Below are 12,266 nucleotides of genomic sequence, written 5' to 3' on the forward strand. Positions count from 1 at the left end.
GGGACGAGGACGTCACCGCCGAGATACTGCGCAGTCAGGTCTCGAAGGAGCAGTACGCCGTCATCCGGATCCCGGGGAAGCCGGTGATCGAGCTCGGCGCGAAACCCGAGGGCGACGTCATCCACTTCACCGCCGACGGTGAGGAGGGGGAGACGGTCACCGTCCAGGAGCCGCGCTCCACGGTGACCCGGGAGGTCGGCCGTACGCTGCTGATCATCGCGGCGGTCGCGCTGCTCGCGGTGATCGCCGCCGTGCTGCTGGCCATCCGGCAGGCCAACCGGCTCGCCTCCCCGCTCACCGACCTCGCGGAGACCGCGGAGCGGCTGGGCTCCGGCGACCCGCGGCCCCGCCACAAGCGGTACGGCGTCCCCGAGCTGGACCGGGTCGCCGACGTCCTGGACTCCTCCGCCGAGCGGATCGGGCGGATGCTCACCGCCGAGCGACGGCTCGCCGCGGACGCCTCCCACCAGCTGCGCACCCCGCTCACCGCGCTGTCCATGCGCCTGGAGGAGATCACCCTCACGGATGACCCGGACATCGTGAAGGAGGAGGCGAACGTGGCGCTCACGCAGGTCGAGCGGCTCACGGACGTCGTCGAGCGGCTGCTGACGAACTCCCGCGACCCGCGCACCGGCTCCGCCGTCTCCTTCGACCTGGACGAGGTCATCCAGCAGCAGCTCGCCGAGTGGCGGCCCGCCTACCGCGGGGTGGGCCGGGCGATCGTCAGCTCGGGCAAACGGCATCTGCGGGCCGTGGGCACACCGGGCGCGGTGGCGCAGGTGCTGGCCGCGCTGATCGAGAACTCGCTCATGCACGGGGGCGGCACCGTCGCGCTGCGCACCCGGGTCACCGGCAACCAGGCCGTGGTCGAGGTGACCGACGAGGGCGCAGGCGTCCCCGCCGACCTCGGCAACCGGATCTTCGAGCGGACCATCAGCGGCCGCAACTCCACCGGGATCGGGCTGGCCGTCGCCCGTGACCTCGCGGAGGCCGACGGCGGCCGCCTCGAACTGCTCCAGGCGCAGCCACCGGTGTTCGGCCTGTTCCTGTCCCGGACCCCGCCCCAGCACAAGCCGGACGACAACCTCCCGACGGTCCGCTAGGACAACCTCCCGGCGGCCCGCTGGGACGATTTCCCGGCACCCGGCACCCGGCGAGGGCGACCTCCCGGCGCTCGGCCAGGCGCCTGGCCGACCTCCCGAACGGCCCGCTGACCGTTTTCCCGGCGCTCGGCCAGGCCGATCCGGCGACTTCCCGGCACCACGGCAGGGCGACGCGCTAGCGGACCCGCTGCCTGGGCTTCGACGAGTCGGCGGCCCGTTCCAGGATGGCCTCCGCGTCCGCGACCGTCTCGCGGGCCGGCAGCGCCTTGAACACCCAGCTGCGGTACGACCAGAAGCGGAACAACGTCGCCACGCCGATGCCGACGAACTTGAAGACGTTGCTCTGCAGCGGGCTGTCCCAGCCGAACCCGTAGGTCGCCAGGTACAGCACACCGTTCTCGATCACCAGGCCGACCGCGCTGAACAGCAGGAACAGGGTGAGTTCCTTGGTGCGGCCGCCTCTGTCACGGTCCCGGTACGTCCAGTAGCGGAAGCCCAGGTAGTTGAAGACGATGGCGACGACGGTGGCTATGACACTCGCGCGCACCACCGGCAGTTCGGTGACGTGCCGGACCAGGTTGAAGACACCGAGATTGACGAGAATCCCGGCGCCGCCGACGGCGCCGAATTTGGCGACCTCGCGTACGAGCCGTTGCAGCCCCGAGGAACCACGTTCCATGGTTGTGCGGGCTCCTGTCCGTAGGTATGGGCGACCCAGCCATGCTAACGACCCCGGGTCTTCCGTGCCTGTGGATGGCGACACAGGTCGGGAACGGCTTGGGAAGAAGACCGGAAAACCGGGGCAAGAAGCAGCGAAGCGGCCGGTAAGAGCGCTGGTCGGGGGCGTGCGATCCGGCCACCCCGGCGCGGCCGATACCCTGTGGGTGTGACGTTCCCGGTAGTCGGCATGGTCGGCGGGGGTCAGCTCGCGCGTATGACGCACGAGGCGGGCATCCCGCTGGGCATCAGGTTCAAGCTCCTCAGTGACACCCCTCAGGACTCGGCGGCCCAGGTGGTGAGCGATGTCGTCGTCGGCGACTACCGCGACCTGGACACGCTGCGTGAGTTCGCGCGCGGCTGCGACGTGATCACCTTCGATCACGAGCATGTCCCCACCGAGCATCTGCGGGCCTTGGAGGCGGACGGCATCCCCGTGCGCCCCGGCCCCGACGCGCTGGTGCACGCCCAGGACAAGGGCGTGATGCGGGCGAAGCTCACCGAGATCGGCGTGCCGTGCCCGCGGCACCGGATCGTGGCCGACCAGGAAGACGTGGTCCGGTTCGCGGCCGAGGGCGACGGTTTCCCCGTCGTCCTCAAGACGGTCCGCGGCGGTTACGACGGCAAGGGCGTGTGGGTCGTGGAGACGGCCGAGGAGGCCGCCGACCCGTTCCGGGCCGGCGTGCCGGTCCTCGCCGAGGAGAAGGTCGACTACGTCCGCGAGCTCGCCGCCAACGTCGTGCGCTCCCCGCACGGCCAGGCCGTCGCCTACCCGGTCGTCGAGTCCCAGCAGGTGAACGGCGTCTGCGACACGGTGATCGCACCCGCCCCCGACCTGGACGAGGACCTCGCGCTGCGGGCCGAGGAGATGGCCCTGCGGATCGCCAAGGAACTCGGCGTCGTCGGTCACCTGGCCGTGGAGCTGTTCCAGACCCGCGACGGCCGCATCCTCGTCAACGAACTGGCGATGCGCCCCCACAACTCCGGGCACTGGACCCAGGACGGCGCGATCACCTCCCAGTTCGCCAACCACGTCCGCGCGGTCCTGGACCTGCCCCTGGGCGACCCGCGCCCGCGCGCGAAGTGGACGGTCATGGTCAACGTCCTGGGCGGCGACTACCCGGACATGTACTCCGCGTACCTGCACTGCATGGCCCGCGACCCCAAACTGAAGATCCACATGTACGGCAAGGACGTGAAGCCCGGCCGCAAGGTCGGCCACGTCAACACCTACGGCGACGACCTGGACGACGTACTCGACCGCGCACGTCACGCAGCCGGCTACCTGAGAGGCACGATCAGCGAATGAGCCCCGTTGTTGGCATCGTCATGGGTTCGGACTCCGACTGGCCCGTCATGGAGGCCGCCGCCAAGGCCCTGGACGAGTTCGAGATCGAGTACGAGGTCGATGTCGTCTCCGCGCACCGCATGCCGCGCGAGATGATCACGTACGGCGAGCAGGCCGCCGACCGCGGGCTGAAGGTGATCATCGCGGGCGCCGGAGGCGCGGCCCACCTCCCGGGCATGCTCGCCTCCGTGACCCCCCTGCCGGTCATCGGCGTGCCGGTCCCGCTGAAGTACCTGGACGGCATGGACAGCCTGCTGTCCATCGTGCAGATGCCGGCGGGCGTCCCGGTCGCCACCGTCTCCGTCGCCGGCGCCCGCAACGCGGGTCTGTTGGCCGCCCGGATCCTCGCCGCGCACGACGAGGACCTCCTGCAGCGGATGCGCGAGTTCCAGCAGGACCTCAACGACCAGGCCACCGAGAAGGGCAAGCGCCTGCGGGCCAAGGTCGAGGGCCCGACCGGCTTCGGCTTCGGCAAGTAGGACACCGGGAAGCAATACGCAATGACCTCTCTCGACGAAGCCCGGTCCCTGCTGCGCGAGTTCCCGGTCGTCGACGGCCACAACGACCTGCCGTACGCACTGCGCGAGCAGGTCCGCTACGACCTCGACGCCCGTGACATCGCCACCCACCAGAACGCGCACCTGCACACCGACATCCCGCGCCTGCGCGAGGGCGGGGTGGGCGCGCAGTACTGGTCGGTGTACGTCCGCTCGGACCTGCCGGGCGCGGTCCCGGCGACCCTCGAACAGATCGACTGCGTACGGCAGTTGATCGCCCGTTACCCGGCCGACCTGCGGGCCGCGCTGACCGCCGGGGACATGGAGGCGGCGCGCGCGGAGGGCCGTATCGCCTCCCTCATGGGCGCGGAGGGCGGCCACTCGATCGACAACTCGCTGGGCACCCTGCGGGGCCTGTACGAACTGGGCGTGCGCTACATGACGCTCACCCACAACGACAACAACGACTGGGCGGACTCCGCGACCGACGAGCCGAACGTCGGCGGCCTGTCCGCGTTCGGCCGCGAGGTCGTCCGGGAGATGAACCGCCTGGGCATGCTGGTCGACCTCTCGCACGTGGCGGTCACCACCATGCGGGCGGCACTCGACACGTCCACCGCCCCGGTGATCTTCTCCCACTCCTCCTCCCGGGCCGTCTGCGACCACCCCCGCAACATCCCGGACGACGTCCTCGAACGCCTCCCCGCCAACGGCGGCATGGCGATGGTGACCTTCGTGCCGAAGTTCGTGCTCCAGGCGGCGGTCGACTGGACGGCGGCGGCCGACGACAACATGCGCGCCCACGGCCTCCACCACCTCGACACCACCGAGGAGGCGATGAAGGTCCACCGCGCCTTCGAGGAGAGCAACCCGCGCCCCGTCGCGACCACCGCCACGGTCGCCGACCACCTCGACCACATGCGCGAGGTCGCCGGCATCGACCACCTCGGCATCGGCGGCGACTACGACGGCACGGCCTTCACCCCCGACGGCCTGAACGACGTCTCCGGCTACCCCAACCTCCTCGCGGAACTCCTCGACCGCGGCTGGTCCAAGCCCGACCTGGCCAAGCTGACCTGGCAGAACGCGGTGCGCGTGCTCGGCGCGGCAGAGGACGTGGCCCGCGATCTCCAGGCGACCCGCGGACCGTCCCACGCCACGATCGAGTCCCTGGACGGCTGACACCCGGCCCGGCTCCCGGTGGTGCACGCACCGGCGGGGACGGGGCGGCATCGTCCCCGCACGGCTCCGTACGGGCGCGGAAGCGGCGATACCCCCGAACGCCCCGTCCACCAGGAACCCTCCCGGCCGGGCGTGCGACGGTGGACCACAGCCCCTTCACGACGTAGCCCACGACGACGTACGGAGCCCCCATGGCCGACCTCCAGAACGACGTCCCCGCCGCGACCGAGGTCGGTCGGGGCGACTGGCTCCCGGACGACCCGTTCCCGGCGGAGACCGACCGCGAACTCCTGGGACGGGCGCACGCCCTGCTGGCCGAGCACCCGGTCGCGGACGGCTACAGCGGGCTGCCGCGGGCGCTCGAACCGCTGCCCTGGTACGACCTGGAGCTGGGCGAGGCCGCCGTCGACACGGACGTGCCCCGGCTGCGCGAAGGGCACGTCGGCGCGCTGTTCTGGTCCTTGCAGGTGGAGCCGGGCGAGCGGGCCGTGGGCGCCACGCTGGAGCAGCTGGACCTGGCCCGCCGGGTGGTCGAGGCGCACCCGGAGGGCCTGCGGATGGTGCGCACCGCCGGGCAGATCATCGACGCCCGGCACTGCGGCCGGGTCGCCGTGGTGCTCGGCCCGGCCTCCGCCGCCGCCGTCGACGACTCCCTCGGCATCCTGCGGGTCCTGCATTCCCTCGGCCTGCGCGTGCTCTCCCTCGCGGGTGCCGCCTGGGCGGGCGAGGAGGGACTGACCCGGTTCGGCGAGGAGGTGGTGCGGGAGATGAACCGGCTCGGGGTGCTCGCCGACCTGTCCGGCGCCCCGGAGGCCGCCCTCGCCCGGGTGCTCGCCCTCTCCAAGACGCCGGTCCTGTGCACCCGCTCCGCGGCCGCGGCGGTACGCCCGCACCCCGCCAACCTCTCCGACGAACTGCTCGCGCGGCTGGGGGAGCACAAGGGCGTGTGCATGGTGCCGCTGACCGCCGAGCAGACCGGGCCGACGCTCCCGGACGTCGCCGACCACCTCGACCACGTCCGGGTGGTGGCCGGCCCCGAGTGCGTCGCCCTGTCCGGCACCTACGACTCGGGCGCCGCCCACCCCCGCGACCTCGCCGACACCTCCGGCTACCCCCGGCTGATCGCCGAACTGCTCAGGCGCGGCTGGTCCGAGCCCGAACTGTCCCTGTTGACCTGGGGAAACGTCCAGCGGGCCCTGCGCAGCGCCGACTTCACAGCCCGCGCCTCCCAACGCCGGCGGGATCCGAACCAGCCCCGCCCGACCGACCTGGAGGAGTGACCCGGAGGAGTGACCCGCCGGGCCGGGCGGCGCGTCCGTCGTCGTACCGCTCAGTCGATGCGGCAGAGGCAGAACGGGTGCCCGGCCGGGTCGGTGTACACCCGGAAGTCCTCGGCGTCGGGGTCGTCCTCCCGCCTCAGCAGCCGGGCCCCGAGTGCCAGCACCTTCTTCTCGGCCGCGTCGACGTCCTCCCACGTCGGCCCCGCGTCGAAGTCGAGGTGGAACTGCTGCGAGTTCCGGTCGGCGCGCGGCCACTCGGGCGGGGTGTACTCCTCGGCCCGCTGGAAGCACAGCCGCAGTCCGTCCGGCAGCTCGAGCACGACCCAGTCGTCCTCCTCCGCCGCCGGGGAGCCGCCGGCCACGGCCGCGTAGAACTCGGCCAGGGCGAGCGGGTCGGGACAGTCGATCACTACGTTGCGCAGTCGGGCGATGGATGCCACGGGTCTCCCTCTTTCGACAGGTCTCTCAGCAGGCGCAGAGGCAGAACGGGTGCCCCGCCGGATCGGCGTACACCCGGAAGCTGCGGGCCCGGTCCGTCGCGTCCAGCGGCTTCGCGCCCAGCTCCAGCACCCCCTTCTCGGCCGCGTCCAGGTCCGGTACCACCAGGTCCAGGTGGAACTGCTGCGAGTCGTCGGGCGCGGGCCACTTCGGCGGCACGAAACCGGGCGCCTTCTGGAACGCCAGCGCCTGCCCGCCGGGCACGTCCAGGTCCACCCAGTCGCCCTCTCCCTCCACGGTTCCGCCCAGCACCCCGGCGTAGAAACCGGCGAGCGCGGACGGGTCGGGACAGTCCAGGACGACGACACCGAGCTTGGCGAGAGCCATGACTTCCTCCTCGAGTCCGAGTTACCTGTAATGGCGGGTAACCAGTAACGGTTACCGCATGCTCCCGCAGTGGAGGTAACGTCGCAAGCACATTGCGGAGGTGACTCGCGGGGATGAGTGGAAGATCGCCGGCGCCGGGCGGGCTGGCCCTGGTGGAGGCCCTGGTGAACACACTGGACCTGGAGTCCGGCGCCGACGCCCTGGACACGTCGGACGGCAGGGCACGCCTCGGCATCACGGAGGCCGGGCTCGCGCCCGCCCGCACCCTGCGCGAGTCCCTGCGCGCCACCCTCCTCGCCCACGCCGGCCACCCGCCGCACCGCGAGGTCACGCCGCTGGGCGACCTGCTGGCCGCCGCTCCCCTCCACGTCGCCGTGGACCCTGCGGACGGCTCGGCGACCCTGGCCCCCGCCGACTCCGCCCCCCTTCTCTCCCGGGTGGCCGCAGCGGTGGCCAACGCCCTGGTCGAGGGCACCTGGACCCGGCTCAAGGCGTGCGAGGACGATGCCTGCCACTGGGCGTACTACGACCGCAGCCCGGCCGGACGCGGCCGCTGGTGCTCCATGCAGGTGTGCGGGTCCCGCGCGAAGATGCGCCGTTACCGGGCCAAGGACCGGTAACGCACAGATGGTTCACCGCTCACACCCGTGCCGCGTGGTGCAGAATGCAACACGACACCGGTTCGGCCGACTGAGCCTCGGCCGAACCGGTGTCGTCCGGTTTCCCGGCAGCGCCGTGCAGGGGAGCGCCCCTCAGCCCTACGCGGTGGGGCGCCCCATGGCGCGATACGTCCACCCGGCCCGCCGCCAGACCTCGGGATCCAGCGCATTCCGCCCGTCGAGGATCACCTTCGCCGCGGCCGTCTCCCCCAGCACCGCCGGATCCAGCTCCCGGAACTCCCGCCACTCGGTCAGGTGCAGCACCACATCGGCCCCCCGCACACACTCCTCGGCGCTGACGGCATAACCGAGCGTCGGAAACAGCTTCCGCGCGTTCTCCATCCCCTTCGGGTCGTACACCGTCACCTGACCGCCCTGCAGATGGATCTGCCCCGCCACGTTCAGCGCCGGCGAGTCCCGCACGTCGTCCGAGTCCGGCTTGAACGCCGCGCCGAGCACCGCGACCCGCTTCCCGAGGAACGACCCCCCGCCCAGCGCCTCCCGGGCCATCTCGACCATCTGCCCGCGGCGCCGCATGTTGATGGAGTCGATCTCGCGCAGGAAGGTCAGCGCCTGGTCGGCGCCGAGCTCACCGGCCCGGGCCATGAAGGCACGGATGTCCTTCGGCAGGCACCCGCCGCCGAACCCGATCCCGGCACGCAGGAACTTCTTCCCGATCCGGTCGTCGTACCCGATCGCCTCCGCCAGCTTCACCACGTCACCGCCCCCGGCCTCGCAGACCTCCGCCATCGCGTTGATGAAGGAGATCTTCGTGGCGAGGAAGGAGTTCGCCGAGGTCTTCACCAGCTCGGCGGTCGGGAAGTCCGTCACCACGAACGGCGTGCCCTCGCCCACCGGCGTCGCGTACACCTCGCGCAGCAGCTTCTCGGCGCGCTCGCTGCGCACGCCGACCACGACCCGGTCCGGGTGCAGGGTGTCCTGCACGGCGAAGCCCTCGCGCAGGAACTCCGGGTTCCAGGCCAGCTCGGCGTCGGCGCCGGCGGGCGCGTTCTCGGCGAGGTACGCGGCGAGCCGCTCCGCCGAGCCGACGGGCACCGTCGACTTGCCGACGACCAGCGCGGGCCCGGTCAGATGCGGGGCGAGCGAAGCGATCGCGGAGTCGACGTACGACATGTCACACGCGTACTCGCCGTGCTTCTGCGGGGTGTTCACGCAGACGAAGTGGACGTCGCCGAAGGCGCCGACCTCGGCCCAGTCGGTGGTGAAGCGCAGCCGGCCGGTGGAGCCCTCGAACCCGGCCACGTGCCGGCGCAGCAACTCGTCGAGCCCCGGCTCGTACATCGGGGTCTCGCCGCGCTCCAGCATCGCGATCTTCTCGGGTACGACGTCCAGTCCGAGCACCTCGAAGCCCAGCTCGGCCATGGCCGCGGCATGGGTGGCGCCGAGATAGCCGGTGCCGATCACGGTGATCTTGAGGCTCATGGATGCTCCAGCTCGGGGACGGTGGTGCAGGCTGCGGCCCGAGCATAACCGGGCCGTGTTCCGGGCAACTTTCCCGCTGTCGCCAAGCTCACGTCACCTATCCGCGGGCGGCGTTCTAAACTTTGAGTTACTTAACGGTAATTAGCGTCAGCACCACTGCGTCTGGAGTGAGAGACCTTGGCCGGATCGGCTGACTTCGACCTGTACCGCCCGTCCGAGGAGCACGACATGCTCCGCGACGTCGTCCGTGCGCTGGTCGAGGCGAAGATCGCCCCGTACGCCGCCGCGGTGGACGAGGAGGCCCGCTTCCCGCAGGAGGCGCTCGACGCGCTGGTCGCGAACGACCTGCACGCGGTGCACGTGCCCGAGGAGTACGGCGGCTCCGGCGCCGACGCGCTCGCCACCGTCATCGTGATCGAGGAGGTGGCCCGCGCCTGCGTCTCCTCGTCCCTGATCCCCGCGGTGAACAAGCTGGGCTCGCTCCCGGTGATCCTCTCCGGCGGCGAGGACCTGAAGAAGAAGTACCTCACCCCGCTTGCCAAGGGCGACGCGATGTTCTCGTACTGCCTCTCCGAGCCGGACGCGGGCTCCGACGCGGGCGGCATGAAGACGAAGGCGGTCCGCGACGGCGACCACTACGTCCTCAACGGCGTGAAGCGCTGGATCACCAACGCGGGCGTCTCCGACTACTACACCGTCATGGCGGTCACCGACCCGGCCAAGCGCACCAAGGGGATCTCCGCCTTCGTCGTCGAGAAGTCCGACGAGGGCGTCTCCTTCGGGGCGCCGGAGAAGAAGCTCGGCATCAAGGGCTCGCCGACCCGCGAGGTCTACTTCGACAACGTCCGCATCCCCGCCGACCGCATGATCGGCGACGAGGGCACCGGCTTCGCCACCGCGATGAAGACCCTGGACCACACCCGGATCACCATCGCCGCCCAGGCGCTCGGCGTCGCGCAGGGCGCCCTCGACTACGCCAAGGGCTACGTCCAGGAGCGCAAGCAGTTCGGCAAGCCGATCGCCGACTTCCAGGGCATCCAGTTCATGCTCGCCGACATGGCCATGAAGATCGCCGCCGCCCGCGCCCTCACCTACCAGGCCGCGGCCGCCTCCGAGCGCGGCGACGCCGACCTCACCTTCCAGGGAGCGGCAGCCAAGTGCTTCGCCTCGGACGTCGCCATGGAGGTCACCACGGACGCCGTCCAACTCCTCGGCGGCTACGGCTACACCCGCGACTACCCGGTGGAACGCATGATGCGCGACGCGAAGATCACCCAGATTTATGAGGGCACGAACCAAGTCCAGCGCATCGTCATGGCCCGCAACCTGCCGTAACGGTCGGGGAGCCCACCGCTTTCGGAAGGCGCCCTCCGGGGCGCCTTCTCCTATCGCTTCAGCCCTTCGACGAACGCCGCGAAGGCGGTATGCGGTACGGAGAGTTGGGCTCGCTGGGGGGCTTTCGAGTCGCGGACGGCGATGGCCATGTGGTGGAACGCCACCTCCACACACTCGTGGGCGGGACAGGATATGGACCGGTATACCCGCTTCCCCTTCTCGGTGTGCGAGCGTAGTTCTTCGATCCAGCCAGCGTTGTAGTCGTCTGGCTGTGGCTCCTCGGCCAGGAATGCCTGATAGGCGTCGACGCTCCCAGACTTGCTGTAGTCGTCCAGGGTCTCCAGCCGGAACGCCTCGCGCTCGAATGCCTCGAAGAGGTCGCCGAGGGTCCTAGATGAGGTTGTCACGGATGGCCTTCTGGATCAGCTCCATCGGGATCTCGACCAGGGTTTCGTGGGCGGGAATCTGAAGCCCGTGGTCGGTCGGCGTCTAGCCCTGTACCAGGAAGGTGCCACGATCCGTGGCGTAGATCGTCGGCCAGTCCTTGATGTCGCACGTGCTGACCAGCTTGGTGACCTTCATGGTCTGGGTTCCCCTCTCCCGTACCGCTGTCAGTGCCCCGCCTCTGGCTTGATGCTCCCGAGGGGTGGCGCACGGGTCAAGCGATCACGGTGGTGGTGCCTCCAGCGCGCCTCCTGCCTGCGGAGACTGTTGACGATCATGTGCAGGCCAGAGCCGTATGGCCTGTAAAGCACCCAAATTCATGAGGGCACGAACCAGGTCCAGCGGATCGTGATGGCGAGGAACCTTCCTTAGCAGGATTCGTTTCGATCGGACGGCGCGAGCGAAGACCACACGCCGAACCACTGCTCGGCGCCCCACGCCTCGAACCGTTCCACCTCGGTGAATCCCAGCTTCGCCGCGAGGCGCATCGAGCCGACGTTGGCGGTCTGGGTGTAGAGCACCACCGGCTCGCCGGGCAGCGCGTCGGCAAACCAGTCGAGTGCCGCTGTGCACGCCTCGGTGGCGTACCCGTGGCCCCATGCCTCCGGTAGGAATAAGTAGCCGAGCTCCGTCTCCCCAGCCTCCAGACGGCCGTCACTCGGCCTCTCAGGGGCGTGCGGTTTGAGCTGCACCGTGCCGATCATGGCTCCGTCGAGCTCGACCGCGAACCAGCCACGGAGCTGCCCCGGGACCTCGGGCACCGTGCGTTCGAGTTCGGCGCGCGGTCGGGGCCCACCAAGGTAGGCGTTCACCTCTGGCGACGCGTTCAGTTCGATGGCCGCCGCACGGTCCCGGGCCTGCGACCCGCGGAGTACGAGCCGTTCGGTCTTGATCGGTGCAGGTGGCCAGGCGAGGGGTCTGAGGTCAGCCATGCCGGCCAGCCTAACCAGCAGGCCGGTCCCCAATGCCACTGCTGAATGGCACTACCGATCGGTCGGGCTTAGGACGGGAACCACACGGGGACCTCCCCGGACCCCTCTCCCCTCCCTGGAGGAGCCATGACCCAGACCGGACCCATGCAGGCCATGAGCAAGCAGATGCAGGAGTGCGTCAACATGTGCATGGCGACGCACACGATGTGCGAGGAGACCCTGAGCTCCTGCATGTCCATGGAGGGCGGCCAGGCCCACATGCGCATCATGCGCGCCCTGATGGACTGCTCCGAGATGACCCGGATGTGCGCCGACATGATGATGCGGCGCTCGCCCTTGTCGGCCGAGATGTGCGCGATGTGCGCCAAGGCCTGCGACATGTGTGCCGAGGCGTGTATGTCCATGCCGGACGACCCGCAGCTGAAGCGCTGCGCGGAGATGTGCCGCAACTGCGCCGAGATGTGCCGCTCGATGTCCGGCGTGACGATGTGACGTCCGCCT

14 protein-coding genes and 2 pseudogenes are annotated in these 12,266 nt (G+C 70.4%); 8 read left to right on the forward strand and 8 right to left on the reverse strand.

Annotated features, from left to right (window positions below; translation table 11 throughout):
* The coding region (locus ABZ646_RS08205) for an ATP-binding protein (protein WP_360514378.1) at positions 1-1,103 on the forward strand (1,103 nt) is incomplete at its 5' end.
* Positions 1,104-1,278: 175 nt separating this feature from the next.
* Here ABZ646_RS08205 and ABZ646_RS08210 read toward each other — a convergent pair.
* Positions 1,279-1,782, reverse strand: a complete 504-nt coding sequence (locus tag ABZ646_RS08210; RefSeq protein WP_360514381.1) for a GtrA family protein — start codon at positions 1,780-1,782, stop codon at positions 1,279-1,281.
* 207 nt (positions 1,783-1,989) lie between these two features.
* Here ABZ646_RS08210 and ABZ646_RS08215 point away from each other — a divergent pair, with 207 nt between their 5' ends.
* From ABZ646_RS08215 to ABZ646_RS08230, 4 genes are all read left to right on the forward strand, one after another.
* The gene (locus ABZ646_RS08215) at positions 1,990-3,129 is read left to right on the forward strand and encodes a 5-(carboxyamino)imidazole ribonucleotide synthase (RefSeq protein ID WP_360514384.1); all 1,140 of its coding nucleotides are present in this window, start codon (positions 1,990-1,992) and stop codon (positions 3,127-3,129) included.
* Positions 3,126-3,647, forward strand: coding sequence for a 5-(carboxyamino)imidazole ribonucleotide mutase (purE, locus tag ABZ646_RS08220; protein ID WP_360514387.1), 522 nt, complete (start codon positions 3,126-3,128; stop codon positions 3,645-3,647). The genes ABZ646_RS08215 and purE overlap by 4 nt, the downstream gene beginning before the upstream one ends.
* 21 nt (positions 3,648-3,668) lie before the next feature.
* Positions 3,669-4,847: a dipeptidase gene (locus ABZ646_RS08225; RefSeq protein ID WP_360514390.1), complete on the forward strand. Its 1,179-nt coding sequence runs from the start codon at positions 3,669-3,671 to the stop codon at positions 4,845-4,847.
* Between the two features lie 191 nt (positions 4,848-5,038).
* Entirely contained in the window at positions 5,039-6,127 is a 1,089-nt protein-coding gene (locus ABZ646_RS08230; protein WP_360514393.1) for a dipeptidase, read from the forward strand.
* A gap of 50 nt (positions 6,128-6,177) precedes the next feature.
* Here ABZ646_RS08230 and ABZ646_RS08235 read toward each other — a convergent pair whose 3' ends face one another.
* Positions 6,178-6,567, reverse strand: coding sequence for a VOC family protein (locus ABZ646_RS08235; protein ID WP_360514396.1), 390 nt, complete (start codon positions 6,565-6,567; stop codon positions 6,178-6,180).
* Positions 6,568-6,592: 25 nt separating this feature from the next.
* A complete protein-coding gene (locus tag ABZ646_RS08240; protein WP_360514399.1) occupies positions 6,593-6,952 on the reverse strand; it encodes a VOC family protein in 360 nt (119 codons plus the stop codon).
* A 113-nt stretch (positions 6,953-7,065) separates the two neighbouring features.
* On the opposite strand from ABZ646_RS08240, the gene ABZ646_RS08245 reads away from it, so the two are divergent.
* On the forward strand, positions 7,066-7,572 hold the full coding sequence (locus ABZ646_RS08245) for a CGNR zinc finger domain-containing protein (RefSeq protein WP_360514402.1): 507 nt from the start codon (positions 7,066-7,068) through the stop codon (positions 7,570-7,572).
* Positions 7,573-7,710: 138 nt separating this feature from the next.
* On the opposite strand, the gene ABZ646_RS08250 is transcribed toward ABZ646_RS08245, so the two are convergent.
* A complete protein-coding gene (locus tag ABZ646_RS08250) occupies positions 7,711-9,054 on the reverse strand; it encodes a UDP-glucose/GDP-mannose dehydrogenase family protein (protein WP_360514405.1) in 1,344 nt (447 codons plus the stop codon).
* A gap of 177 nt (positions 9,055-9,231) precedes the next feature.
* Between ABZ646_RS08250 and ABZ646_RS08255 the strand changes: the two genes are divergently transcribed.
* Entirely contained in the window at positions 9,232-10,389 is a 1,158-nt protein-coding gene (locus ABZ646_RS08255) for an acyl-CoA dehydrogenase (protein WP_360514408.1), read from the forward strand.
* 50 nt (positions 10,390-10,439) lie between these two features.
* Here ABZ646_RS08255 and ABZ646_RS08260 read toward each other — a convergent pair whose 3' ends face one another.
* The 4 genes and pseudogenes from ABZ646_RS08260 to ABZ646_RS08275 form a co-directional block, all read right to left on the reverse strand.
* Positions 10,440-10,538 carry a DUF397 domain-containing protein gene (locus ABZ646_RS08260; protein WP_360514458.1) on the reverse strand — a complete coding sequence of 33 codons (99 nt, stop codon included), beginning with the start codon at positions 10,536-10,538 and terminating at the stop codon, positions 10,440-10,442.
* A gap of 48 nt (positions 10,539-10,586) precedes the next feature.
* Positions 10,587-10,796, reverse strand: a pseudogene (locus ABZ646_RS08265) (DUF6879 family protein); the annotation flags it as partial.
* A pseudogene (locus ABZ646_RS08270) lies at positions 10,780-10,971 on the reverse strand (hypothetical protein). The pseudogenes ABZ646_RS08265 and ABZ646_RS08270, both read right to left, overlap by 17 nt.
* Before the next feature lie 230 nt (positions 10,972-11,201).
* Positions 11,202-11,765 (reverse strand): GNAT family N-acetyltransferase, encoded by a 564-nt coding sequence (locus ABZ646_RS08275; RefSeq protein ID WP_360514411.1) that lies wholly within the window; start codon positions 11,763-11,765, stop codon positions 11,202-11,204.
* A gap of 126 nt (positions 11,766-11,891) precedes the next feature.
* Between ABZ646_RS08275 and ABZ646_RS08280 the strand changes: the two genes are divergently transcribed.
* Positions 11,892-12,257 (forward strand): four-helix bundle copper-binding protein, encoded by a 366-nt coding sequence (locus ABZ646_RS08280; RefSeq protein WP_360514414.1) that lies wholly within the window; start codon positions 11,892-11,894, stop codon positions 12,255-12,257.
* Positions 12,258-12,266 lie beyond the last annotated feature (9 nt).

The sequence above is a fragment of the Streptomyces sp. NPDC007162 genome (genome assembly GCF_040634175.1).
Taxonomy (GTDB): Bacteria; Actinomycetota; Actinomycetes; order Streptomycetales; family Streptomycetaceae; genus Streptomyces.

Excerpts from the sequence above, each read along its gene's own strand:
- ABZ646_RS08275 (WP_360514411.1), bottom strand. The coding sequence starts at position 11,765 with ATGGCTGACCTCAGACCCCTCGCCTGGCCACCTGCACCGATCAAGACC.
- ABZ646_RS08240 (WP_360514399.1), bottom strand. The coding sequence starts at position 6,952 with ATGGCTCTCGCCAAGCTCGGTGTCGTCGTCCTGGACTGTCCCGACCCG.
- ABZ646_RS08250 (WP_360514405.1), bottom strand. The coding sequence starts at position 9,054 with ATGAGCCTCAAGATCACCGTGATCGGCACCGGCTATCTCGGCGCCACC.
- ABZ646_RS08245 (WP_360514402.1), top strand. The coding sequence starts at position 7,066 with ATGAGTGGAAGATCGCCGGCGCCGGGCGGGCTGGCCCTGGTGGAGGCC.
- ABZ646_RS08280 (WP_360514414.1), top strand. The coding sequence starts at position 11,892 with ATGACCCAGACCGGACCCATGCAGGCCATGAGCAAGCAGATGCAGGAG.
- ABZ646_RS08260 (WP_360514458.1), bottom strand. The coding sequence starts at position 10,538 with ATGGCCATCGCCGTCCGCGACTCGAAAGCCCCCCAGCGAGCCCAACTC.
- ABZ646_RS08225 (WP_360514390.1), top strand. The coding sequence starts at position 3,669 with ATGACCTCTCTCGACGAAGCCCGGTCCCTGCTGCGCGAGTTCCCGGTC.
- purE (WP_360514387.1), top strand. The coding sequence starts at position 3,126 with ATGAGCCCCGTTGTTGGCATCGTCATGGGTTCGGACTCCGACTGGCCC.
- ABZ646_RS08210 (WP_360514381.1), bottom strand. The coding sequence starts at position 1,782 with ATGGAACGTGGTTCCTCGGGGCTGCAACGGCTCGTACGCGAGGTCGCC.
- ABZ646_RS08230 (WP_360514393.1), top strand. The coding sequence starts at position 5,039 with ATGGCCGACCTCCAGAACGACGTCCCCGCCGCGACCGAGGTCGGTCGG.